Genomic DNA, 25,456 nt, shown 5'->3' on the forward strand with positions numbered 1-25,456 from the left:
CTGATTCATAATTGAATCAAGATTTCCTTACCAGAAGAACTTCAACATAAATCTAAGTTTTTAAATATTCTATGGAACCTAGTTCTATCAATGAATTTAAGATAAGAATAAGTTCAGAATAACCTTAGTATGTTGTCGCAACTAATTCTTTAGATCTATCTCATATTATTCTGAATTAATTCTAAGGTTATTCTGTTTACTTTAATACTCATAATAAAACTAAATACTCGTTTATTCTCAATATGTTGTACGTTAGCACTTTTTTAAAACATAAACCAGAGAAGATTCCTACTATTTAGTAACAATGTAAAATTGAATTTATCATGGATAAACCATTTAACATATAGTTTGCAGCACTGTATGATTTACAAAAGAATACCCATCGATACACTACAAATAAAAATAATCAGCTAATCGAGGGAATATAATTATTTTTATTTAATTCGCACTTGTACTTCTTGTTCTTGTATTACTTGAATGATTAACTCCAATACAATATTTTGTATTAACTGATGCTCATTATCATGAAGTGTACTTTGTTCTGATATGTATTGAATACATTGATATATATACCCTTCTACCAATAAGCTCCCTTTTTCAACTGTAAGTGTATTTTGCCCATTCTTTTTTACCTTTGGTATTAAAAATTCGTTTTTTGTCAAAATAACCTCCTGTTCAACCTCTTTTATTCCTATGACTTTTTCTTTAAATACAACCTTTTCTCGTAAACTAATTTCACCTTTATATCTTGCTATTTCTATTGGTAGTTTCGCTGTAATAAAATTATTTACATCTTCCTCATTTTCACTCTCTAATATTATACTGTGAATAGGAATCCATGAAGATGCCTCTACCTTATTCTCTTCTTTATTCCCTTTATTTTTTGGGTTATATAATTCAAAATGAACTCTCTTCTCATGAAGATTTAAAGAAACTAATTTACAATAACTATCCGAATGATATTGTTGCACTGTATTTAATAACTTACAATCTAATTCACGCCCTTCTACACCTTTTTCATTCCTAAATACAAATGCTTCTTGATTTTTTACATTTATTTTTGGAAATATTTTAAAACTAGTTACTTCTGAAAAAATAGAAAATGGAGTTTTGACCACCAGTGAGCGTATTAAAGACCCTATTTGTGATTCAGACGCTTGACCTTCTTTCTCTAATTTTGATGCTACATCTTCTTCCTTTAATTCAGGTGGTACTTCTTCTTTTCCACCTCTTTTTTCGTGTAAATTATCTTGTATATTCAGGTTTTTATACTTGTAAATTTCATCCCATATTCCCTTACCAATCCATGGGTTTTTCATCACCATCCCCCCGTCTGATGAAATTCAAAAAATTTGTTTTTTTTATGTGACCATTTCATCATTATATATGTTGTATAAAAATAAAAAGAAATTGTCTTTGTTAAAAAGACAATTTCTTTTTATTTTTATAGTGCTACTTGTACTTGTTGTACTTGTAAAACTTTTAAAGTAAGATCTAGTACAATTTTTTCACGAAGCGTATCAAATGGTTCGTTTAGGTCTGTAGAACAAGGTGAAAAATCTAATTCAAAAAATTGAGCGCTTACTAATTCACAATATGGTTGTTCGTTATAAAAAACTGCATTTTCAAAGAAATATTTGTCTAGACGTGGTAAATCACCGTTTTTAGGATTTATAAAATGAGAAGTAGTGTCCGAAGAAGAAGCTACTAAAGCTAATGATAGAAAATCACCTTCTGTCAGATCTGCAAAACCAGAAAATGGAACATTTGCAATACGATCATATAAAACTCCATTACACTCGTTATTTGCATATTCAATATTTTTACGAATATAGCCTTGTACAAATAATTTTGCTCTTGTAACTCGTCGGTAAGGTGTACCTGGTACTGGTACGAATGCTACAGGCACTAACTTACATTGTGTTAAAAATACGTTTTTTAATATGCGTTTAATTTCGACTGCTGGAGGCTCTAATGAAATATCAGACTCTACAACAATTTGAAGCGTTCTTTCAGCTAATACAACCGGAATCTTTACAATGGGTGCTCCTGGAGTAACAATTGGTGTTGCAGTCTCATCACTTAATGGTGTTTGGGTTTGCCCTGCTACCTGACATGGTACATTAATTGGACATTGTTCGCTCATGTTTTATGCTCCTCTTTTTATAAGATTTTAGAGTTTATGAAATTTTCAAACTCATAATACCTGTATATGTCTTTCTTCTATTAATGTTTGGGTTCTATAGTAGTCTCTTTAATCATTATCATTAAGTTGGTATAATCTAATCATTTTTATTGAAAATTCAGAAAATAATTATTTTTAGACAGATACTAGATTATAGTAATTAAAAAGCTGACTAAAATTATTTTCAGTTTTTTAGCTTGCGAAGCTGAAGCTTCAATGTACTTAAAACCTTTCACCGTTTTTATCATTGACCAGGCTTTCTTTAATTCTTGCCAAGATGTTTCGATTACTTGGTTTAATTCATCATTTTTACCACTTTTCTTGGAGCATGAATTCCCATTTTATTAGTATTTGCTGGGTCAATTCACTTTGCTTGCAAGAAAGCAAAAAGTAATTAATTAAAAGAAAATTATTAATATATATCAGATGATTCACTGTTTATTTTTTAAGTACATATACTTATACAGACTATAAAAATAAACACTATAGTTCTTGGTCCAAGAGAACCATACGCCCTAATGGTTCTCTTTTCGATTAGTTGCGATAGGTAAGACTTTGAAGTTATCTCCATCTTTTCCCCCACTTAACACTGTACGTGCGACTTTCATCGCATACTGCGTCCCATCTTATTCTTCTATACTAAAGTAACTAGATTACAAGCTTTACGGAGGTTTTTGGGGGCGAAAAATTCTAATTCCTTCTCTTTATCTTCTTTATCATAACCTACTAATTTATATGTGTAGTTTTTCCCCATCTATTGTCATTCTTATTTTTTGTTTTGGATTTGCTGTTACTACCCAAGCATTCGGTAAATAACGATCTTCATGGGATAAAGTAGAAGGTAAATTTATAACCTTTCCTCCTAAATATAACGTAGCCCCCTATACTATGCGTCTGTCTACCGTCAATGACTAGAAACATAATTGTACCATCTTCTTTTTGGGCCATAATACTCCGCGGAGCAGAACCCCATCCCCCGTCTCCTTCTGTAATCATTTTTTCTCCATTCACGATTAACTGTGGCATAAATCCAGCTACGGAAACGACTTTTTTATCCAACAGTTGTTGTGTAGAATAATTTCCTGTTATCATTTGTCCAAACTTTGTTAAACCTGTAATAATTGTAGGGGTATTTTTATCTATATTTGTATCAATAGCTTTTCCATTTTCTATTACTATGCCAGTTGCAAAATTTCCTCCACCCCTTCCTGTTTCATCAGCAAATCCACTTGCATTCACAGCAACAAGTGCATGATTACGCTTTGCCATTACGCTAATTTTTTCTCCTCTGTTAGCGCCCTGAGTTCCTTGATGGCTAACAAGTTTAACATTGAAGGGATTGCTAATAGTAACTAATTTTCCTTCAAAAAGAAAGCGACTATCTTTGTTACTTTTAATCGTTTCTACATCCATTTCTAAGGGCTGACTTTTAAATTCTTCTAATCTTTTTCCTGCTATTTTTTTATAAATATGCTCATCACTATTTGACTATTTCGGATGATTAATTCTATTTTGCAATTTATCTAATTCTTTTTGGGATAGGAATGTATATTTCGCATATTGTGGATGCCAAGAAGTTATTATACTCCCAGCCATTGTTATACGAAGCTCTCGGCCATAGCTAGTACCAGATAGTATTCCTACGCCAATAATCATTAAAATAGAAGCAAAATTCGTTTGAAGATTTTTCTTAGATATTTCATAGTTTTATCCTCCAGCATTCATTACATTCAATAAATCTATTAAAATATTATTTATCTAAAGACAAAAGTGTTTGATTTCCTCATGCCTGAATTCCCCACTATATTTTAGCAATTAAGGCAACATACTTATTCCGAATTTTGTTTTTTCAGTGTATATTTATAAATTTAATAACGTTATTCATTTTAATACCTAAAAAGGCAGGCATAAATTTATGCTTGCCTCCCGTTCTCAAAATTAATTACACCTAAAACAACGTGGGGTAAAGCAAATATAAATACTGACTTCTACCCTCTATTTTTTACTTTTCTAAAACAATTTCTGCTATTTCATTAGCATGTTTTTTAGAATCAAATCCATCATAGTTACTTAAAACTACAACGGACAAATATTCTTGTGGAAACCGCATGAAGTGTGAACGATAACCCGCCCAACTTCCTGAATGTTCCAAGTACCGACAGTTAAAACCTTCAGCAAGCCTTAGTCCAAAAGCATAATCTTCATTGTCAATAATCGTCTTCCCAGTTGGGGAAATTTTCGGACCTATTTCGCTCATTCTTTTAACAAGTTCTTTTCCACCAACGGTACCTGTAGTTAAATTCTCCCCCCACTTTACCAGGTCTTCAACTGTTGCATGAACTGCCCCATCCCCTGTGTGTTCCCAAGGGCTTTCATAGATTTTATATGTTCCTTGCTCATTCTTCGAATACCCACTAGTAATTGGTATAGTAGTTGGGTAGTAATCTATAATTGTTGTGTCTCTCATATTTAAAGGGTCAAAAATACGATCCTTTGTAAACTGACGTAGAGACTTGCCGCTTACCTTCTCTACCACTTGTGATAATAAAAAATATCCTGTATTGCTATACTCAAATTTTGTACCAGCTGCGAACCTTGCAATTTGATGACTATTAAGGTGGTTTAGCGATTCTTCCACAGTTAATGAATCAGTAAATTTAATATTTGCTGATTCAGCTAATGCCATATAATCAACTAGTCCACCAGTATGATGAATTAGATGTTTCAATGTTACAGGTTCAGCATATGTTCCTATAAAAGGGACGAACCTTACAATTGAATCATCTAAACTCAATCTTCCCTCTTGTTCTAAGAGTAATATAGAAAATGCAGTGAATTGTTTAGAAACTGAGGCAATATTAAAAATATTTTTTGTGGTTATAGGTAAATTTTTCTCTATAGAAGCTAAGCCAACCGTACCTTTATAAGTTACCCCGCTATCAAAACTAGCAATATATGCAAAGCCAGGAGCTTTTGGTGAAAACTTGTTAAATAATTGTTTAATCAATGTATGTGTCTTTTCATGATATGAATTATTCATCTCAATCTCATACCCCTTTCATTAAATAATTCAAAATAGATTACCCTATTATCTTTCTCATATTGAATTCAATTAACCTTCATATCGAATGTTTGATATAGGGGAAATCTCAAGTTAACTCATTTTAGTTTCCAAGGAAACTAAAATGAGTTATAATTATATTTGCACAATAGATATCGTTTACAAATCCATTGTGCAAATTCTTGTATTAGCTCTTAATTAAATAAAAAAATGGAGGGCATGACATGGAAAATTATTATGATGTAGCGGTAGTTGGCGGTGGTCCGGTTGGACTTATGACAGCATGTGAATTAGCTATTCAAGGTGTAAAAGTTGTCGTTTTAGAGAGAAGATTAAATCGGATAAGAAATTCTAGAGCACTCACACTTCACCCCCGCTCCTTAGAATTAATGGCTATGAGAGGTATTGAAAATCGATTTTTATCTAGAGGGAAGAAATCAGATACCAGCCATTTTGCTGCCCTAGATACAAGATTAAACTTTAAAAATTTAGATACTGATTTTCCATATACGCTTTTTATTCCCCAATCTATTACAGAAGAAATATTAGAAGAGCGTGCGTTAGAATTAGGTGTAGACATTAAACGTGGTCATACTTTAAAAAATTTAAAACAGTATGAAACATTCGTACAACTAGAAATAGAACAAGCAGAAACAATATATAAAATAGAAGTTCAATATGTAGTAGGCGCTGATGGCGCAAGAAGCGTAGTTCGTGAGTTATCACATATACCTTTTAATGGAACAGATACAACAACTACAGCTATATTAGGCGATGTCATTTTAGAATATGTACCAGATAACCCATTTTTTTCTACATCTAATATAAATGGGTTAATAATAATGGTACCTATTGCACCTAATGTATTTCGTTTTGCAATTGTAGATCCTAAGAATCAGACAATACCTGTTCATGTTGCTGTCACAGAAAAAGAGCTTATCGATAGTATTTATAGTATTACAGGTGAACATGTTCAAATTAATAGCTCAATATGGCTTTCTCGTTTTGGAAATGCAACCAAACTAGCAAATACTTATCAACATAAGCGTGTATTCTTGGCAGGTGATGCAGCGCATATTCATTTCCCTGCAGGAGGACAAGGTTTGAATATAGGTTTACAAGATGCTTTTAATTTAGGATGGAAATTGGGACTCGCTATAAAACAAAAAAAATATGAAAGCCTATTAGAAAGTTATCATTTTGAACGACATGCTGTGGGAAAACAATTTTTAAAGGATGTACAAGCACAAGAACAATTAATGATAAACTTTTCAAATGCAGGTATAGAATTAAGAGAGTTATTCTCGCATTTACTCACATACCCAGAGATGAATAAAGATTTAGCTGAAAGAGTAAGTGGCTTAGGGGTTATATATTCCTCTATGCATACGAAAGAAAAGCATCCATTAATAGGGAAAAGATGTACAAATCTTACTATTTCTTCTCAAAATAAGAAAACTTATAAACTCTTTGAATTGATGCAAGATGGTAAATATATTTTATTAATACATCCTTCTTATAAAGAAGAAATAGATAAAATAAACATTGATTCGCACACAAAGGTGGTTGTAGGAGAAATACAGGATTATCAATTAAAAAATATTGATGTCATTTTAATTCGCCCCGATGGTCACATAGCTTACATTGAGTATGATGAAAGAAAAGACTGTACAGATTTGAAAATAAAATTGAATAATTTTTAAAAACTACTATTTATGTAATGTTCTTATGGCAGTTAGCTTTTGCTAACTGCTTTTTATTATTAAGTATGTCCTCATCAAAATGATGAATCCCTAACTATTAGCTCAGCTCTTTCTATCTAGAAGAGTAGTTTGTACTTTTACTTAAAATTCCTTGAAAACAATTTGAGCATAAATTTTTCACATTAAAAAAGGAGAGATTATAATCTCTCCTTCTAATCCATACACTATATAATTAGCAAGTGAATCGACCGAAAAGTTGTTCCTCAGCCATTGCTATTAGACGTTTTGTAATTTCACCACCAACAGTCTGTTTGGACGAGCGGTTGCGTCTGCACCAAGTTGTATATCAAACTCTTATGCGATTTTATATTTCATTTGATCAATTACACTTTCAGTACCATGAACTAATAATCCGTTACGGCTTCCACTATTCTTATGTATACTCGTCAAATTTCATGTCCATACTGTTTAGAGACGGTAGTCCATGCCATTCGGATTGACCTCCAGCACATGATAAATTTATAACCGTTCCTATAAATTAGGAGCGGTCTTATTTCATTTCCTATAATTCTAATGATAAGAAATCATTATTTGTTCCCTTTCGATAGCTATCTATAGTCACCTTTAGAGGGAAACATATCAATTTATTAGGAGAAAACCTTTTTAATATGGATAATATAGTATCATTAGATTCCTTAAAGCCACTAAAACTCTCTTAACGTTTTTAAAAATGAAGGAAGCGTCTTAAAAATGGGCATAGCGTTGTAAACCCGCATTTTTCTGATGGTACCCCATGATTATCAACATAATAATTTTATAAAACCCCCAGGATGAAAATTTTGTGTTTCTGATAGAGGGCAACTTATTTTTTCGTTTTGGGGAAGAATGTATTTCTTAACTTGATAGCAATGTAGTGAGACCGAATATCCGTCAAGCTAAACAAAGCAAGATGAATTTTTCATTGTAAATTAAAACGAAATTTCGTTTTTGGTGGTACTCTATGTCCCACTCTGACAGTGTTTACAGTACCCGTGTGTCCTTCCTGCATAGAAGAAAGCTGCAATCCCCAGTGTTATCCCCAAAAAGTAAATTCCTGCAAAAATTAATCCTACTCCACACCATACATATGTTGTCCATAAGGTCCTGCGTGGCTGCTCATTTAATCTTGGTTTTTACAGATTATTATTTTTCTTATTTTCAGCTAAAACTTCTTCTCTTTTTTTTTAGTGTTTTTCAATATATTTTTGTTATACAAGTACAGTATAAGACACGTTAATCACAAAAAAGTCTAAAATAAATCCATTTTTCTAATTTATGTATATTATTTAACTAATTTTCTGATTAATCTTCTTTGCTACTTTTAGATCTTTTGTTTTAAATCCGCTATTTATAGCCCATCTATAAAATAGAAATGCAACAATTGAAATCAGTACCATATCCCATCCATAAGTTATAATATTTAATCCACCAAATCTTTCACTTCCAATGTACGATATACAAATCATAAATAATAAATACCCCACAATCCATAATCCAGCTAAAAAATTCTTCTTAAATCCAACCCATTTTCTTTTTAATTGATAATAAAAATATATAGGTAAACCCATAAGTATAATAAACATTACTTCTCCTGTTAATGGCCATCTTGCCCAATATAATGTTAATGATGCAAAAATGAAACCTAAAGGTGCGATAATGTTTAATCTTCTTATATAGAAAGGACGATGGAAATTGGGTGCAGTTTTTCTTAGAGTCATTACTGTTATAGGTCCAGTAACATATGAAATTAATGTAGCTACTGAAATAACTTCAGCTAAAACACCCCATCCTTTAAATAAAAATAAAAAAACAAAACAAATCATTAAATTAAACATCATGGAAAATCTAGGCACACCATATATAGGATGTAATTTCCCAAAAACTTTAGGGAAATATCCATTCTTCTCCATTCCGTATATCATGCGTGATGTGGTTGCCATATAAGTAGTACCTGTACCAGAAGGAGATACAAAAGCATCTAAATATAATACAATAACTAACCAATTAATATTTAGTGCTATCGCTAAATCAGCAAATGGTGAATTGAAATTTAAATTCGACCATCCATTAATTATCATATTAGGATTTACAGCACCGATAAAAGCAATTTGTAATAATACATATATTACAGTTGCAATTAAAATGGATCCTACAACTGCCCGAGGAATAGATTTCCCTGGGTTCTTTGCTTCACCAGCCATATTAATTGGGCTTTGAAAACCATTGAATGCAAAAATAACACCAGATGTTGCCATAGCAGTTAATACATTTGACCAATTAGATACATGAAAGTCCTGATGACTAGTAAAGTTCTCTCCATGAAATCCAACAAATAGCAATGCACCAATTGTAAGACCAGGAATTACAATTTTAAATATAGTAATTAATGAATTAATTTTTGCAAATAGACTAACTGTCCAATAATTTAAAAAGAAATATATGATTATAAGTAAAGAAGCCGCTGCAAGACCTTTGGAAGTCAACATCCCATTGTCTACTAAATCCTTGGCCCAACTTGCCCACTCCCATGGCCATGAACTCATATATTGTATAGACGCTATTGCTTCAACCGGGATAACTGAGACGATGGCTATCCAATTAGCCCATGCAGCAATAAATCCTACGAAATCTCCATGTGAGTATTGTGTATATTTTACCATTCCGCCAGCCTCTGGAATCATGGCTCCTAACTCGCTATATGGTAAGGCAATAAATAATATTACAATCATTCCTAAGACCCAAGAAAAGATAGCGGCCCCTCCTGATATTTTGGCGGCCTTCCATGCACCAAATAACCAGCCAGACCCTAAAATCGAACCAATCCCAGTCATTGTAAGTGCAAAGGTTCCTAGCTTACGTTTCATATTTTTCATTTTTCACACGCTCCTCGTTCACAAAATAAATAGAATCCTCTTATTCATTAACCTTTTCCTCATATATACTCCCCACCTTTTTATTTAAAGTAAGAATGTAAGTTTTATAGACCGATTCACTATAAAGTTTATCTCTAACCAACTCTTTATAATGTATGTATACCCTCTATAGCTCTCTCTAAACCTAAAAACTTTTAACGATATTTGTTACGGAAAAACATCATAATCTAGTATGCCTCTATATTGAGGGTTCAACGAATCATGTTAGTGAAGCACTAATAACCACATTTGTTTGAGTGTACCTCTGTATTAAGAATATTTCAGTTTTAAAAGACGAAGTTCATCTTGTCTATATTTTTAATTTGATAGGCATAAGACGCTCCCCCAGATGCATTCAAGATAGACACGAAAATGAAGGAAACTGTTATAGAAATTTCTACATTTCTTTGGTAATGTATCGCTCCTTTCTTACAAAAAAACCAACTCTATTACGTCAAAAAGGTTCATTATGAAAATATGTAGAATTAGCACATATACGGTATTTTATAAATGGAGAGGTGATTGTGTTGAAGCATTTAACAAAATCAAAAAACTCATCAACAGGTCTGAGAGGGTATTTGGAATCCTATCCGTTAACTTCATTTTTTGTAATGGCATATTTATTCTCGTGGGTTGTATTAATTCCATTTATCTTATCACAATGGGGTATTTTTCCTAAAACAAAGGCATTTGATATTTTCTTTTTTGCCAATGCATTTGTAGGCCCTATGTTAGCGGCGTATATCATGTTTCGAATCCTTGAAGGTAAAGAGTCATGGAAAAAAGTTAGAAAAAGTATCCTATCTACTAAAGTCGGTTTGAAGTGGCTCTTGTTTACCCTCATTGTTATCCCCGCTGCAATGTTTCTAGGTATGGTGATATTAAATGGAGAGATACCTACTTTCCGTAACCTTAATTTTGAATTTTTTATAACCTATCTCATCTCTTTTGTAGCAATTTTCTTTCTCGGTGGACCTTTACCGGAGGAAATTGGATGGCGTGGTTTCGCTCTGCCTAGATTACAATCAAAATTTGGACCGTTAAAAGCTACATTACTACTTAGTGTTTTGTGGACTTTTTGGCATCTTCCACATTTCTTAACGGCTGCACAAAGGGGTGGACCGGGTTCTGACCTTTCTCTCCTATATATTCACTTGCCAATTTTTATTTTATTGTGTTTGCCGATCTCAATCATTCTCACTTGGATCTATAACTGTAATCACGGTAACTTATTTATTGTCATGCTAGTTCATGCAAGTGTAAATACGTTTAGCTTGGTACAAACTCATTCCACCAACGCTGTTTTAAAGAATACAGATACATTTGTAGTGATAGGGCTGGGGTTTATTGCCTTGCTTATTCTTATTTTCACACGAGGCAACCTGGGATATAAACAAACTTCTAATGGAGTAAAGTTCAGTAACAATGAAAATATAAGTAAATAGAAAAGAGATCCCTATAATAATAGGTTGATGGCAATGCTATCAAATTAAGAATTATATTCTTCCTCAAAACGAAAAAACGTCACACTTTATTGAAAGTGAAATAGAATTGTAAGTAAAGAAATTCTACCGATATTTGTTAGCATATACCTTGAATTAATTAGCTAAAGAAATAGGATTTGTTCAGTAGGAAAAGAATTTATAGATAAAGAATATAACTATATTGAATATAATGACGTGATTTTAACTTTAAGGAGGCGATGTCGATGAGAAAATATTTTTATTTGATTGGGCAAAAAAACAAGAGGATAACGTTTTACTAGCCCATAAACTACGTGGTTCCTCTTCAATATTAGAAGGAGAGTATCAAATTGAAGAAAATTTATTTAAAGCCTATTGACAAAAGTAATTGGGAAGAAGCAATTAGACTGTCTGTTAAAGAAGAACAGCAAACATTTATTTCCTCCAACCTCTATTCTATCGCAGAAGTTCAATTTTTAGATCATTTCTATGCAAAGGGTATTTATCTTGATGAAAAAATGATAGGATTTACTATGTTTGGAATTGATCCTGATGATAATAATTATTGGATTTATAGACTTATGATTGATGAAAGATTTCAAGGGAAAGGTGTAGGTAAAAAAGCTATATATCGGGTTATCGATGAGATAAGACAAAATAATCAGACAAATATTCCTTTAATTATGATTGGATATGCTCCTGAAAATCTTACAGCTAAATTTGTATATAAAAAAGCAGGATTTATAGAGACTGAATTTTCACCTTGGGGTGAACAATTAGCTAAGTATTCTTTATAAGCACTTGAATTCTCAACGTTGACTTTTGGGCTTATAAAAAACAGTTCAATAGTATAACAATGTAGATAGGAAATGATTTATGCTATATTTTAACTCGTAACATCCTAAAACATGCAATAGATAAAAAAGGACGACGCTGAATACGTCGTCTTTTTTATAAAGAGTAAAGTGATTTCTCAAGTTTTTCTTATTACATCAAAGCCAATTATCTCTTAGTTTATATTCAGGTAAAGCTTACACTGTTTTCCATAATGATAAAGCATAAATCCAGTTTGGATCCCCATGCCCTTGATGATTCTGGACTGCTTCATACACTTTTCCCTCGTGTAGAACTCTATCTCCCTTTTTATATGCTTTCTTTGCATCCCATGCTTCATATGGAGCGTTTTCAGTTTTTGTAGTAACTGTGAAAGTATCACTCTGTACAGATTCATTTCCAGCTACATCAACAGCTTTCACTACATATTTATAAATAGTATTAGCAACTAAGTTTTTATCCAAATAAGAAGTCGTAGTGGATGTTGCAATCTTTTTCATTGATCCTTCTGTTTCTCTATAAATATCGTAATGGTCTACACCAATATTATCGTCAGATGGACTCCACATTAAATCTACACTTGACGCTGTTGTTCCCATACTATGTAATCCTTTTGGTTGTGTTGGTGCTTCTGTATCAGGAGCCTCAACAGTCGTTATCACTGTAAGCGCTTCACTTTCTTTTGATACATTTCCAGCTGTGTCAATTGCTTTTACAGTATAAGTGTATTCCATACTTGGTTGTAATTTTTTATTAATAAAATGAGTGCCTGGTACGGTATCAATCATCTCTCCATTACGGAATACTTGATATCCTTTTACCCCTACATTATCTGTAGAAGCGTTCCATGTTAGTTCAATACTATTTGCTGTTACTTTTTGAGCTTGAAGACCATTTGGAATACTTGGTGCCTCTGTGTCTGGTTTCACATCATTAATCAGATTCACATCAATAACATTATAGAACGCATTCACAGTATCCGCTACATCCCATACAGCTAAAATCACATGGTATCCATTACGGTCAGTAGGTACATTGATTTTATGCGCTACATTATTTGAGGCTGCAGAACCATCATGTTGTACAGTACCAATTGGCTCAAAGTCTGCTCTTGTTAACGCTTTATTTGGATCCCATCCTTTTTTTGTAATGTAATAATGCCACTTGCTTGTTAAGTGTGGCGCTGTAAATTTCCAAGTAAACGTATTTTCCCCGCCATTAATTGTATTTTTAAACCAACGATCTATTGTTTGTTGATCTAAAATACCACCAAATTTGCCGCCGGCAGAAGCAATTTGTCCATCAATTGGGCCGGCTTGCGGAAATCCCTTTGGAGCTTCTAAACTTTGTGGTTCGTACATAATGCTTCCACAGTTTACATTCAGCGCACCGTAAGTTTGGCTACATAAAGCGGAACGGCTACCAGGTTTTTCAACAAATCCGTGCGCGTACGCATTTTGAGGAATAAGAGTTGTGCCAATAATTCCAGCTGCTAATGCAACAGCTCCTAGACTTTTTTTGTTCATTTTTAAATTTTTCAGATGTTTAATCATTCGGTTATTCATGTTCATGTCCCCTTCTTGTTATGCTTTGTAGTGTATGTGGGCTTTGATGTAAAAGTATAACAAGAGAGTAAATTGTTTCGGGTACGCGTAAGTTACGCAGGAAATATAGTGAAGATGTATCCTACCCTATATGTGAAACATTTCACTTGACTGATATATCATCACATAGAAACTACTTATATATGTGCAGAAGTTGTGCAGAAATATTTAACTTTTTATTAACAAAAATAACAATCAATGCTAAAATCAACAATTAAAAAGTAAGATTTATATAGCGGATTGTTTAAATGTATCGGGAGACATATATCGAGATAAATCTTCGAAAAATAATGACAACCCTTGTTTTTGATGCATATTCATAAATAAAGTTGGCTCTAATACAACCTGTACCAGAGCCAAACTATTTACTTTATATGAATAATTTCAATTTTAGCAGGGAAAGATTTCAGTCCATATACAGAACTAACACTTGAGATAGGGACAGGAAGATTATGGTCAATGAACGAAAATGATTTATATTTTTTCATTAATTCCGTCAATACAATTTTTGCTTCTAATCTAGCTAGGGGAGCACCTAAGCAAAAGTGTATTCCATGGCCAAATGCAAGATGGGGATTTCGACTACGATGTATGTTAAAACTATCAGGTTCTTTAAAATGAAGAGCGTCACGATTAGCTGATCCGAGCCAAGCTGAGATGATTTGATCTACTTGTAGAGTTTGGCCTCCTAATTGAACCTCTTTTTTTACTTTTCGTACAATTCTTTGAGCTGGTGAACGATACCGCAGTACTTCTTCAATTGCTTTTGGAACAAGAGATATATCCTGTTGTATTTGCTTATAAACATCTGGATGTTCTATTAAACAATATAATGAGTTTCCAAGTAAGTTAGTTGTAGTTTCATTTCCTGCTACCAATAGTAATTTACAAAATGATACTACTTCCTTGCCCGAAATATTTTTGTCTACTTCACTTTGAACTAATAAAGAAATAATGTCATTGGAATCTTTTTTTGATTTTCCTCGATTGAGTTGTATGATTTCTTCAAAAAATTCCTCTAATTCATTTTCTGCTTGTAAACGTATATGAAAAAATTCTTTCAAATAATCCGGATCATCATGACTGGGTGAACTTACTATAATATCAGACCACTTCTTGAATCTTTCCATATCATTAACAGAAACACCTAACATTTCAGCAATTACTATAACCGGTAAAGGATAAAATAACTCTCGGACAATATCAAAAGTTTCACGATTAGATAATTGAATAAGAATATCACTTGTGATTTGTTGAATTCTCGGCTCCCATACCTTTAATGCTTTAGGAGTAAAAGACCGATGTACAATAGACCGAATTTGCGTATGTTTTGGTGGATCCATCCCAAGGATACTTTGTGGAAATGGAGACTTTTTTTTCTCAGGCATAACATTAGAAAAAAACTCTTTATCCTCTAAAACTCTTTTTACATCTTCGTACAAAAAGACATTCCACATGTCAGCTTGAGAATTAAAATAAATAGGTTCTTTTTCTCGCATCTCCTTATACCATGCAAATGGTTCATATGGGTCTCCTAAGGCCTGTTTTCCTACTAGCTTATTTGTAGGAATCATAAAGATTGATTGATAAGGTGTTTTCATATATAACAATCTCCCCTCAAAAAATAATTTGCATTATACCGAATGATATTCACCGAATACCATTCGGTGTAATGCAAATTATACAATAATAATCAAAAGTTTCAAAATTCTTTTTCACTTTCAAGATATCAGTTACTATATAGGTAAGGGGGAATAAGGGTTGCATAAAAAAAATTTAACAAAAAGAAAACAACAAGCTCTACAAACACAGAACAATATATTTCTTGTATTTTTAAATTTAACGAAAAAAAAAGAAATTGAAAATATAACTATTGAAGATATTTGTAAAAAAGCAAATATCTCTATTGGTACTTTCTATCATTATTTCTCTTCCAAAGAAGATATTTATCAAAAGTTATTTCAACAAATTGAAGAAAACCTAAATGAAGAATTGGAAAGTATAACTCAACATACGACAATACAAAAAACTATTTTGAATTTCTTTCAATGCATAGCTAAATATACTACTAAATTAGAGTTACATATAAATCTCCTTAACGATTTCAACAAAAAAATATTTGCATATGAACCTTCATTAATTTACAAAACTCTAAACACTTTTGTTAATCAAGGAAGATTTGAAAAAGAATTAACAAATGATATGAGTGTAGAAGAAATAACAACATATCTTTTTACAGTTGCTAGAGGGATTATATTAGACTGGTGTCTTTTAGGTGGAGAGTACTCTCTAGAGCAGCGAATGAATTCTTATATGAAATTAACCCTGAAATCTTTAAAACCATAAATTTTAGTCACACGGTATGTTTTCTTATCCCAAGTCGTACTTTTAGCTAAATTTTATCATTTAAAATCATATGAATATCTTGATTTTAAAAAAGCAGACCCTTCATAAATGCCTTTTGTTTCTTATGTGGAATTAAATTTCAGTTGAATTTCACAATTAATTAGATTTTACTGAGAACTAAAAAAGAGAGCGTAGCTCTCTTTTTTAACTATTTACTATTTAGTTTTGTTTCAAATTCAGGTAAATTAGTTGAAGCGTTACTAAAATTTTGTTCAGAAAGTTGTATAGATTTTTGTGTTTCTTTCATTGGAGCAACACCTCGTACTCCTTCCAGTACAGCATTTGCTAATCTTTTTAAAAATTTTTAGAATTTCACTTGTGCATGTGTAGTAGTTTCTGTAAATTTATCAGATTGACTAGCTGAAACTCCGAATGTAAGAGGTGAAAACGATATAGACGGAGAAACTTGGAATGTTGTTTCTTGATGCAAGTACTTACCATAAGCATCTAACTGAGTAGTAGCTGCTAATTTATCAACTGTATAATAAGAGAATGCGGATAAAGTTAGTACTTTTTCGTTATAACAAGCGTAGGATTTAGTAACATTATTAGGTAAATCAATATTTAAAGCATAGCCAGAAGGCCCTTTTGACCATTTGTTGCTGTCCTTGGTATAAGTTGCACTCTTAGATTTAGTTTTGTTACAATCATACTTTAGCTTCCATTTTTGTTGTCCGTATTGTGATCCTTGAGAAGGAGCCCAAAAAGAACTGTTAATACTTGTTCCTATAACATCTATTTTTCTATTACTAGGCATAACACTCCATTCTATTGAAGTTTTTACTCTGTATTTTTGTTTCGCTTTTAATGAGACTATATTAGTTGTAACTTTTTTATAAGATGTGGTACTTGTATCGCTAGAAAGTTTTGCCACACCATTGCTTTTTTGAACTCTTTTTGCTTCTTCAAGTTGAATTCCATTTAAATATGTGTTCTGATCAATTTCAATTTCTTTACTTGAATTATTAACCCCATTTTCAGTAACTTTAATAAACTTTTCATTGGTAGCTACAACTTGGCCATCAATTTCTAAGTTTTTCATTATTTCCATTTCAGGCATGTCCGAAATTTCTTCTTTAGTGAAACCTAAAGACTCTAAATGTTTTATTTGCTCTACATTTAGCTCAGCAGCTTCAACTTTAATACCATCCAAATTAAATACTATAAACCCCATCAAAAAACCAACACACAAGTATATTTTTTTCAAAATAATCCCCCTTAGTTATTTTTATATTTAAATTTAATGATATATAATAAAGTTGTTGCATTTCAAAGGTTTTACTATTGAATTCGAATTTTTATAAATCTGCTTGATAAACCATATATCGACCACTAGAAAGGGTAACGAATACTTGGTTATCTTTAATTTTTACTACAGTGCCGTTAGAAGTATAATTATTTAATTTTGTTTTTGCTTTAACAGAAATTTTATTATTTCCGTCAATCTGAACCAAAAGCATCTGACCAGTGGAACTAATTACTATTGCATGTTTATCCTTGAGGGCCACCACTTTATTCCATTTATAATTTTTACTTTCTTGATCAGTCAGTTCTGAACTCTCAATCTTTTCCCCTTCTTTATTAAAAAGGGCGAATTTTGCACCCTCTCCAACAGCTATTATAGTACCATCAGAAAGTCTGTCAATTGACGTAATATCATGTTTTGTTGATCCCCAATCCCCAAAGTTGATTACGTTTCCATTTGTTAGTGACATGACTTGATATTTTCCTTTATCACCTACCATCAAGATCAGGTGTCCACATAACTGAATTGAATCGTTAATATTCCAATCATTTGGCCATTTTCCTGTTCGTGTTACGCCATAAGAATCACCATCAAGAATAGCATAATAACCTTTATCGTAAACTAATAAAAGCCTTCCATCCAATAGTTTCTTAACAAATCTCGGATTACGTTTGTCCGATAGTTGTCCTTGATCAACTAAACCTGCAGATGAATCTACAACTTTCCATTTTCCTGATGTACCCGCAATAAAAAAGTTACCATCAGATGTTTTTACAATGCCTTTTGTAGGAAAAGAAGGTTTGTTCTTTTCAAGTGCAACCATTGATCCACCAGATTCAGTGCTTAATACAGCTAAATCAGTAGAATTTCCAACAAAAATAGTATCCCCATCGATACCTACAGCTTCCTGAATAGTGCCAATTCCATCCCATTTATTACTCACAACACCATAAAGATTTGCTGCACTTGCACTTGTAGGTAATACCAGTAAAGCGCTTACAAGTAATAATGTAGATAATTTCTTGAATTTAATCATTTTTCCACTCCTTCAAAATATATTTAATAAACTGTATATTAACATATTAACACAACAGGTAATAAAAGGTAAATGCTGCACTATATTTATCAAAAGGATTCAGAATAATTAATTATATCATTCGATATGTATATTCGATTATAAAGGTCTTTCTTTAAATCTGGACCTAATATTCCTGTTACTTTAATTTATAAAAACAACTAACTTTTACAGTACTTCTTCAATAACGTAAATTTTTTCTTTTTCACCAAACGGAAGAAGATTCTTGACTGTTAGCGCTTTGCGTATTACTCAAACCCGACAACAAACATGCGTTCTCCGCCAGGTGTACTTCAGCAAAAGTACTAAATCCTGAAGTGTCATCTGTATGCCTCCCAATCGAAACACAGGTTGGAAGCTTAGTTTCATCCTTATAAATAAAAAAATAGGAGGAGTCTATCGTAACAGACTCCTCCTAAAGAAAACCCTTATATATATGTTGGAAATAAATTCATTTTACTAATAATGAATATTCACCATTTTTATCATCGAATTTATAAACATTCAAATAATATTTGCCTGGTTTCGCTACGAATTTCCCCTTTATAGTATTTCCTTCATCTTCACCACAAGCTACGTAATTTTGCATGTCTGATTCATGATAAAGTACCCATGTCATCCCAATATTTTGTTCATTTACTACAGAAATATCTACTTCTTTTGAATCTGTAACATTAAACGTATAAACATCTGTTTGATCAGGAGTAACCAGATTTCCTTTTACAAGCGTATTAAACGGGAGTAGCTTCTCTTCTTCAAGGGAACCGCCTGTTTGCGGATCTTGTTTTACAGTAACTTTTGTCTGTTCTTTACTTTCTTTTCCTCTACTATCTTTCACAGTTAGTTCCACAGTATATGTTCCTTTTTCTCCATATACGTGGGTAGGATTCGCTTTTGTACTTGTTGTACCATCGCCAAAGTTCCATAGATAAGAAATAACTTTTCCATTTTCACTTGTTGTACCATCGCTATGGAAATGAATTTCTTCATTTACTATCCCGCTGTATGGTCCATTCATATTTACTATAGTACTCGTTTTTTCTTTTTCCTCGGTCGCAACACCATGAAAAACAATATCATATTCATACTGATTAGCTGCATTTACACGATAGTTTACAAAATAAGCTGTAACTGTTTTATAGCCACTCCACTCTTTTTGGGATAACTGCTCTAAAGTTTGGTTTACTTGTTTACTCATCGCTTTCCAATCTTCAGACTCACCTTTTGATGTACCACCTGTGTACTTGCCTTCCACAATAAATGTATTAAAGAATTGCGACTCATATTTTGTAATTTGTGCATCTTTTATATTTGCTACATCTACAATTTCGTTTTTCACTTCAGCTAACGGCTTTGGTGCGTGTTGAATTAAATAATCATTTGTTACTTGCGGTACATTATATTTATCTTGATTATCAATCAACTGCTGCATATATGCTTGATATTCTGCATTCAATTGTGTATTTTTGCTTAATAATTCACGATACGCGTCATAATTTCTCACATCGTTTGCACGGATTAAATCTTGAATCTTATCAAATGTGTCAAATTGATGATTATACAAATAAGACTGCAGTGCAAAGGAATACTTATAAAAGTCCCAAGATCCATATTTGGCGAACAAAGTTTGCTTTGCTGTATAACGGCTTGCTGGATCAGATGATAAGCCACTTATAATACTTTTACGCGGAACAACATTATTTGTACGTGTAGATCCTGCAAAAAATTCTGCATTCCCTTCTTGGAACCAGGTTAAACGTTCATTTTGATACATTTCTCCGCTTCCAAATAAACCAGGAACCTCATATCTTCCTTGTAAATAGTGAGTGAATTCATGACGGAACAGCTCTTCTAAACTATAAATACTCTGCTTTGGCGTACGCTCATATGTAAAGAAAGTCCCCTTCTCTTCAATATAAATTCCACCGTTGTTTGTTTCATATCCATATAATTGTCTATTTAATTGATATTCATCTGGATTATTATAAATTACTATTGTTAGTACATCATCAGCATTACCCGGTTCTAGTGCTTTATCATTTCCAATTACACGGTGATATTGTGCTTTTACTTCCTTGGCTGCCCAATATAATCTCTTAATTTTTTCTTCTGTTACTTTATCTCCCGTCTTAAAGACAATAGATCCGTCATCAAATGTATATGTTTTAGGTAAGTATTGTTGTTTCCCTTCTTCACGTATTTTCTGTAAATCTACTGCATTTCCACTATAATCTTTTCCACCATAGTTTGTTTTCATTTGTTCTACGGCTACAAAATATGCTCCACTTAAACGAGGATACAAGTTCATCGCTTGTGTAATAACTTCCAATCCTTTGTTTGGATTACTATGAAATTTCCCTAAACGTCCTGCATAATAAATGCCATTATTAATTAACCAACTATTTTCATTTGTTATATTCCCCAAGAGTGCAATTCTACTAACCTCATTTATAAAGTTATCAATCTTTCCATACCACATTGTTTCATTAGGTTTCTTATTCGTATTCTGTAAATAAGACTGTATATCATAATCAATTCCTTTTACAATTTCATATACAGCTTGTCCTTTTGCATAATTACTTACATACGTAGAAAGGTTATCATTATATTGTCTTAAAATATTTACCGCATACTGTACTGTTTCAGTATCACTAGAAGCATTACTAATTAATTTTCCATACGCAGCTACTACTCTATCTTGCTCGGCTGTACCTAATGCAAAGTTGGGATTTTTTGCAATCGCTTTTAATGCTGGTAAACATTTGTCATGGAAGCTTCTCTCTTTTAAGTAACTTAATTCATTATTATAATATCCCACATAAAAAGCAGAACGTAATACTTCAACAAATGTTTCAATGCCCTTTGAGTCCTCTTTCGTAAACGATTTTCCTCGTTGTCCTAATTCATTAATGATAACGTTCATGCGTTCTTTATTCTGATAAAATGCTTTCGTATCTTGATTAAATTGAAATAAATCAGTAATTTGATTCCAAGAAATTTTTGAGAGTGTATCAATGAGTTCGTTATCAGGCATTTTATTCAGTTCTGCCAGAGAGTAGCTTTGCTTTAATTGAATTTCATCACGTTTCATAACCAGAGTAGGACGTTGTGAAAAATCGCCTACTTTTAAACGCTCTTCAAAAGTCAATGTTTCGTCAGTTTTTGTAGCATGTACGATTTCATCTTTTGAAGTTTCTGTCCCAATTGGTTTCATCTGTAAGATATTATAGGGTACTTTTTCTTCTGCTGATACCTGTGTTTGAATACTTCCAAATGATAATGCCACCGTACTAATCCCAATCATCATTTGAGTAAATTTTAAATTCTTGTTCATAATGTTTCCTCCAATTATATATTCCATCAAAGAATATAACATTTTACATACAGTAATTATTTAAATATGTAATATTTCATATTATATTAAATGCATTTATAGATAATATAATTCAAGGAGTAACATTATTAAATTACTATCTTCTTCCCATCCTTTCATATGAATTATTTAATTTTTTTGTTTGGTATTTACATATTCGTTATACGAATCCAATATCTCTAGTAAGGTCTCGTTAGATATTTGGAGATAATAGTTATAATTCATCAAATAAAATATACCTAATCACATATCTATATAGTGAGATACTACCTCATGTTTGTATACACACAATTTACAATATGCATACTGTATTAAGAGCCCTCCTATGACATAGAAATCTTAGTCACTTACTCTAAAAAATTAAAAAAATCCAAACCCACCAATACCTCTGTAGGTGTGGATGTGGATTTTTAACTTTATTTAGAAATGTAAAATGTTTAAAAATTCTACCTATGTAATTTATAAACTTATAAATTATAACGTAACTAATCCTATTCAACACATACATAGGGCACTAGCAGTTTTTAATTTTTTATCATCTAAAAAAAGAATTATGTACTTTTATACCGATACATTCTAAATAATGGCACTTACAATTATTTAAGGATGTGAAATACCAGTGGGTATAACTGCAAATACTTTTTAGTAATTTCATGAATCGGGAAATTGAATCAGTTGTAGATTCATTTTTAAATAAAGGATATTTTATAATGTAGGATTATGTATTAATGAAGAAATAATTCTGTTTACAAGATCATCTGTTATCCACTCTGTTTGCATATCGTCGGAATCACTTTGATTCATCGAATCAATAAACTTTTTAAATTTCGGAAATAAGACTATAGAGGTAATCCAATAAATCGCATGGTTTGTCGAAAAGAAATGAAAAACCCCTTGTTCTTTCCCTTCCAATAAGATTTCTTTTAATTGTCCAAAATTCCCAATAATATATGGTTTTATTTTTTCTAATTGTGAACTTTCTTTGATAATTGCCTCATATGCAAGCGTTCCAATTTCAGGATGTTGTTTTATATGTGCAATAAAGAAAGTTAAATATTGTCTTAGAGCAGTTTTAGGGTTATGCTGCGTTTCTTCAAGAAAATTTGGTAGTTTTTTTGCAAAACCATATTTTTTAAATACCTCTAAGTAAAGGTTCTCTTTTCCGTTAAAGTAATACGAGGCCATAGCAACATTCACCTTTGCTTCTTTTGCAATTTCTTGGATACTTGTACCATCATATCCACTCACTCCAAATTTTTTCTTAGCCGCTTCTAAAATATTTTCAATTGTTTGTTCGCGAGATTTCCCCATTTTATACACCTCATATTAAAATTAATGAATTTCAAAAATATTATGTGCTTTATATCACAATTTTTTCATGAGATTTAATTATATATTTCAAATAACAATTTAACAAATAATTGAATATTAAGCACTCCTTATAAACCCCTATTCTCCCCACTAATAAAAAAGACTTGAGACTATCTATTTCAATAGTTAATCTCTAGCCTTTTACTGGCATAATTAAAAGTTAAAGGGTATTGGATTTTTTTAATCTCAATATCCGATCCTTTTATTTTTAGATTATTAATTGTATTAGCAATATAATTCACAATGGTTGAATATAATATTCGTAATCAGTTACAAAAATTCACAAAAATGAATATGAAACGCCTTTGTATTCCACTGGCTCAACTTTAAAATTGGCTTCTCGATCTTGATAGCGATGTGGAGGGACCTCAGATAATAATAGCTTAATTTTTAATAATGTTCATTTATACCGTCTACTAAACAATTTAAACCAATCTTCTACTCAAACTGAAGCTTATTAATGAACCTCACTAGTATGTTTGAAGGTTGCTTGTCTTTACTAAGGACCCATCCATAAGACAGAGGCTCAAGGTTAGGTACATCTAATACAATAGAAACCATTTCTTTTTGATTATTTAATAGATTATGTTTGAATGAATAATCCAATCCAATTGTAATAGCTAGTTCTTGCTTCACTGCATTTTCTATTGCTTGCGTATTATTAGAGATGAATAATATATCCACATTCCCATACTTAGAAAATAACTTATTAATGCTATCCCGAATGTATTCATCATCATATAAAACCAAATCCTGATTTACTAACTGTTCTGGTACAAGGATTTTCTCTAATGCAAGTGGAGAATTTTTATTAACTCCCACAACTATTTTAACGTCTATTATTTTTTTAAATGTAAAATTATTATGCCTCTCTCTAAACTTCTCTGATGATGCAATAAATCCAATATCAATCTCGCCTTTTTGAAGGTCTTCTAGTATTTTTTTATGATCTTTTTCATAAACCTTTATATTTACATAAGGATGCTCCTTTTTAAATGTCGAAATTATATTTATTAGTACATGCATAGGTCCAGGGATTGTCGCAATTCTTAACTCCCCGTTTAAAGTATGATTGTAGATTTGCGCTTCTTCTTTCAATTCTTTTACTTGTAGTAGAATATCACTAGCTTTTTTTATAATCGATTTCCCCTCGGAAGTCGGAACTGCCCCCAACCCTCGTGAACGTGCGAAGAGTTTTACTCCCAGTTCATTTTCTAACAAGGAAATAGATTGACTAATTGCTGATAAAGTAACGTGAGACTGGAGTGCAGCCTTAGTAAATGATCCAGTATTCGCTACCGCTACGATATACTCTATTTGTTCAAAATTCATCTTAATACTCCCTTTATTAAGATTTACTTAATTATTAGTAAATATATCTAAATTTTAATGAATTATAAATAGAGTTACAATACAGATAGTTGTTATTAATCTTTCAATTAATAACAATTTTGTATAAACACATTTAACATTCATTATATAAAAATAAAGGAGATGGATAACACTAAACCCGAGAAGAGTCGCTTTTATCACTGGTTGAGACAGAAGAATTGGTAAAGAAACTACATAAAAGTTTGCTCAAAAGAAAATCAAGGTGTAATAGCTAATTTTAATGTGGAGCTAGGTAATGCAACCGCTATAGCCAACCAGGAAAATGTTGGAGGATCGATTGTTATAAAAACAATTGTTTCAAAGTTTAAAGGAACTGAGTGATTAATAGAAAAAACTGTTCAAGCTTTTGAAAGAATTTACATTATGTTTAACAATGCCGGTATTGGCTATCCCACTGCTGTTTTAGAATATGACTTGAATGATTACCATCGTATCATTTATATCAATCAACACGGCGGAACCTATGGTATTATTGGCACCGCTAAAAAACGCGTGAATTACATATTCATGGTGTAATTATTAATATTGCCTCTGTTTTTAGTTTTCTAGCATCAATAGGTACTTATGCTTATCCTGTTTCAAAGGGTGCTGTTATTATGATGACAAAATCAGCAACTTTAGAGTAAGACGATTATGGAATACGGATATTTGCAATTGCACAAGCAATTGTTGATACACCTATTAGCTGGTATCTAGATAGCAGGCAATGCAACTAAAAACAACTAAAAATCAAGGATATGCATCATTTAAATAAGCATTATTAATATGATTAAAAACTTATTACTAAACAAA

General features: G+C 31.9%; 16 protein-coding genes and 5 pseudogenes. 5 read left to right on the forward strand and 16 right to left on the reverse strand.

Annotation, left to right across the window (positions count from 1 at the left end; translation table 11 throughout):
• Nucleotides 1-434: 434 nt before the first annotated feature.
• The 6 genes and pseudogenes from ACTFRY_RS19750 to ACTFRY_RS19775 all read right to left on the reverse strand — a co-directional run bounded on the left by ACTFRY_RS19750 (nt 435) and on the right by ACTFRY_RS19775 (nt 5,225).
• On the reverse strand, nt 435-1,319 hold the full coding sequence (locus ACTFRY_RS19750; protein WP_136986485.1) for a BC_2427 family protein: 885 nt from the start codon (nt 1,317-1,319) through the stop codon (nt 435-437).
• Between the two features lie 125 nt (nt 1,320-1,444).
• Nucleotides 1,445-2,146 (reverse strand): CsxC family protein, encoded by a 702-nt coding sequence (locus ACTFRY_RS19755; RefSeq protein WP_001294983.1) that lies wholly within the window; start codon nt 2,144-2,146, stop codon nt 1,445-1,447.
• A gap of 203 nt (nt 2,147-2,349) precedes the next feature.
• Nucleotides 2,350-2,490 (reverse strand): annotated as a pseudogene (locus tag ACTFRY_RS19760) (phage head closure protein); the annotation flags it as partial.
• Between the two features lie 356 nt (nt 2,491-2,846).
• A pseudogene (locus tag ACTFRY_RS19765) lies at nt 2,847-2,933 on the reverse strand (YxeA family protein); the annotation flags it as partial.
• A pseudogene (locus ACTFRY_RS19770) lies at nt 2,917-3,888 on the reverse strand (phosphodiester glycosidase family protein). The pseudogenes ACTFRY_RS19765 and ACTFRY_RS19770, both read right to left, overlap by 17 nt.
• 299 nt (nt 3,889-4,187) lie before the next feature.
• Nucleotides 4,188-5,225, reverse strand: coding sequence for a serine hydrolase domain-containing protein (locus ACTFRY_RS19775; protein ID WP_086391463.1), 1,038 nt, complete (start codon nt 5,223-5,225; stop codon nt 4,188-4,190).
• 245 nt (nt 5,226-5,470) lie between these two features.
• On the opposite strand from ACTFRY_RS19775, the gene ACTFRY_RS19780 reads away from it, so the two are divergent.
• Complete coding sequence (locus ACTFRY_RS19780) at nt 5,471-6,949, forward strand: FAD-dependent oxidoreductase (RefSeq protein WP_086391464.1); 1,479 nt, start codon at nt 5,471-5,473, stop codon at nt 6,947-6,949.
• Between the two features lie 232 nt (nt 6,950-7,181).
• On the opposite strand, the pseudogene ACTFRY_RS19785 reads toward ACTFRY_RS19780, so the two are convergent.
• Nucleotides 7,182-7,390: pseudogene (locus ACTFRY_RS19785) on the reverse strand (small, acid-soluble spore protein, alpha/beta type).
• An 884-nt stretch (nt 7,391-8,274) separates the two neighbouring features.
• Complete coding sequence (locus ACTFRY_RS19790) at nt 8,275-9,861, reverse strand: APC family permease (protein WP_440032409.1); 1,587 nt, start codon at nt 9,859-9,861, stop codon at nt 8,275-8,277.
• A 563-nt stretch (nt 9,862-10,424) separates the two neighbouring features.
• Between ACTFRY_RS19790 and ACTFRY_RS19795 the strand changes: the two genes are divergently transcribed.
• Both ACTFRY_RS19795 and ACTFRY_RS19800 read left to right on the forward strand, forming a co-directional pair.
• Nucleotides 10,425-11,345: a CPBP family intramembrane glutamic endopeptidase gene (locus ACTFRY_RS19795; protein ID WP_080451673.1), complete on the forward strand. Its 921-nt coding sequence runs from the start codon at nt 10,425-10,427 to the stop codon at nt 11,343-11,345.
• A gap of 368 nt (nt 11,346-11,713) precedes the next feature.
• Nucleotides 11,714-12,160 (forward strand): GNAT family N-acetyltransferase, encoded by a 447-nt coding sequence (locus ACTFRY_RS19800; protein ID WP_061664243.1) that lies wholly within the window; start codon nt 11,714-11,716, stop codon nt 12,158-12,160.
• Between the two features lie 234 nt (nt 12,161-12,394).
• On the opposite strand, the gene ACTFRY_RS19805 is transcribed toward ACTFRY_RS19800, so the two are convergent.
• Together ACTFRY_RS19805 and ACTFRY_RS19810 are read right to left on the reverse strand one after the other, a co-directional pair.
• Entirely contained in the window at nt 12,395-13,762 is a 1,368-nt protein-coding gene (locus ACTFRY_RS19805; protein WP_071715022.1) for a lytic polysaccharide monooxygenase, read from the reverse strand.
• Nucleotides 13,763-14,166: 404 nt separating this feature from the next.
• The gene (locus ACTFRY_RS19810; protein WP_086391468.1) at nt 14,167-15,402 is read right to left on the reverse strand and encodes a cytochrome P450; all 1,236 of its coding nucleotides are present in this window, start codon (nt 15,400-15,402) and stop codon (nt 14,167-14,169) included.
• A gap of 160 nt (nt 15,403-15,562) precedes the next feature.
• On the opposite strand from ACTFRY_RS19810, the gene ACTFRY_RS19815 reads away from it, so the two are divergent.
• Nucleotides 15,563-16,147 (forward strand): TetR/AcrR family transcriptional regulator, encoded by a 585-nt coding sequence (locus ACTFRY_RS19815; protein ID WP_097863189.1) that lies wholly within the window; start codon nt 15,563-15,565, stop codon nt 16,145-16,147.
• A gap of 208 nt (nt 16,148-16,355) precedes the next feature.
• Here the strand turns inward: ACTFRY_RS19815 and ACTFRY_RS19820 are convergent.
• From ACTFRY_RS19820 to ACTFRY_RS19845, 6 genes and pseudogenes are all read right to left on the reverse strand, one after another.
• Nucleotides 16,356-16,496 (reverse strand): annotated as a pseudogene (locus ACTFRY_RS19820) (ribonuclease); the annotation flags it as partial.
• 15 nt (nt 16,497-16,511) lie between these two features.
• Complete coding sequence (locus tag ACTFRY_RS19825; RefSeq protein ID WP_074593953.1) at nt 16,512-17,414, reverse strand: hypothetical protein; 903 nt, start codon at nt 17,412-17,414, stop codon at nt 16,512-16,514.
• A 91-nt stretch (nt 17,415-17,505) separates the two neighbouring features.
• The gene (locus tag ACTFRY_RS19830) at nt 17,506-18,489 is read right to left on the reverse strand and encodes a hypothetical protein (RefSeq protein ID WP_086391471.1); all 984 of its coding nucleotides are present in this window, start codon (nt 18,487-18,489) and stop codon (nt 17,506-17,508) included.
• A 490-nt stretch (nt 18,490-18,979) separates the two neighbouring features.
• On the reverse strand, nt 18,980-21,862 hold the full coding sequence (gene colA / locus ACTFRY_RS19835; RefSeq protein WP_440032410.1) for a collagenase ColA: 2,883 nt from the start codon (nt 21,860-21,862) through the stop codon (nt 18,980-18,982).
• 744 nt (nt 21,863-22,606) lie between these two features.
• Nucleotides 22,607-23,212, reverse strand: a complete 606-nt coding sequence (locus ACTFRY_RS19840) for a TetR/AcrR family transcriptional regulator (RefSeq protein ID WP_074593956.1) — start codon at nt 23,210-23,212, stop codon at nt 22,607-22,609.
• 498 nt (nt 23,213-23,710) lie between these two features.
• Nucleotides 23,711-24,604, reverse strand: coding sequence for a LysR family transcriptional regulator (locus tag ACTFRY_RS19845; protein WP_086391473.1), 894 nt, complete (start codon nt 24,602-24,604; stop codon nt 23,711-23,713).
• A 578-nt stretch (nt 24,605-25,182) separates the two neighbouring features.
• Here ACTFRY_RS19845 and ACTFRY_RS19850 point away from each other — a divergent pair.
• Nucleotides 25,183-25,290, forward strand: coding sequence for a hypothetical protein (locus ACTFRY_RS19850; protein WP_369126851.1), 108 nt, complete (start codon nt 25,183-25,185; stop codon nt 25,288-25,290).
• Nucleotides 25,291-25,456: the final 166 nt, after the last annotated feature.

It is taken from the genome of Bacillus cereus group sp. MYBK195-1 (genome assembly GCF_051916605.1).
Taxonomy (GTDB): Bacteria; Bacillota; Bacilli; order Bacillales; family Bacillaceae_G; genus Bacillus_A; species Bacillus_A cereus.

Bases quoted from the DNA above. Each gene is read 5' to 3' on its own strand.
- ACTFRY_RS19775 (WP_086391463.1), bottom strand. From the start codon at position 5,225: ATGAATAATTCATATCATGAAAAGACACATACATTGATTAAACAATTA.
- colA (WP_440032410.1), bottom strand. From the start codon at position 21,862: ATGAACAAGAATTTAAAATTTACTCAAATGATGATTGGGATTAGTACG.
- ACTFRY_RS19755 (WP_001294983.1), bottom strand. From the start codon at position 2,146: ATGAGCGAACAATGTCCAATTAATGTACCATGTCAGGTAGCAGGGCAA.
- ACTFRY_RS19840 (WP_074593956.1), bottom strand. From the start codon at position 23,212: ATGGGGAAATCTCGCGAACAAACAATTGAAAATATTTTAGAAGCGGCT.
- ACTFRY_RS19810 (WP_086391468.1), bottom strand. From the start codon at position 15,402: ATGAAAACACCTTATCAATCAATCTTTATGATTCCTACAAATAAGCTA.
- ACTFRY_RS19790 (WP_440032409.1), bottom strand. From the start codon at position 9,861: ATGAAAAATATGAAACGTAAGCTAGGAACCTTTGCACTTACAATGACT.
- ACTFRY_RS19805 (WP_071715022.1), bottom strand. From the start codon at position 13,762: ATGAATAACCGAATGATTAAACATCTGAAAAATTTAAAAATGAACAAA.
- ACTFRY_RS19750 (WP_136986485.1), bottom strand. From the start codon at position 1,319: ATGAAAAACCCATGGATTGGTAAGGGAATATGGGATGAAATTTACAAG.
- ACTFRY_RS19830 (WP_086391471.1), bottom strand. From the start codon at position 18,489: ATGATTAAATTCAAGAAATTATCTACATTATTACTTGTAAGCGCTTTA.
- ACTFRY_RS19780 (WP_086391464.1), top strand. From the start codon at position 5,471: ATGGAAAATTATTATGATGTAGCGGTAGTTGGCGGTGGTCCGGTTGGA.
- ACTFRY_RS19845 (WP_086391473.1), bottom strand. From the start codon at position 24,604: ATGAATTTTGAACAAATAGAGTATATCGTAGCGGTAGCGAATACTGGA.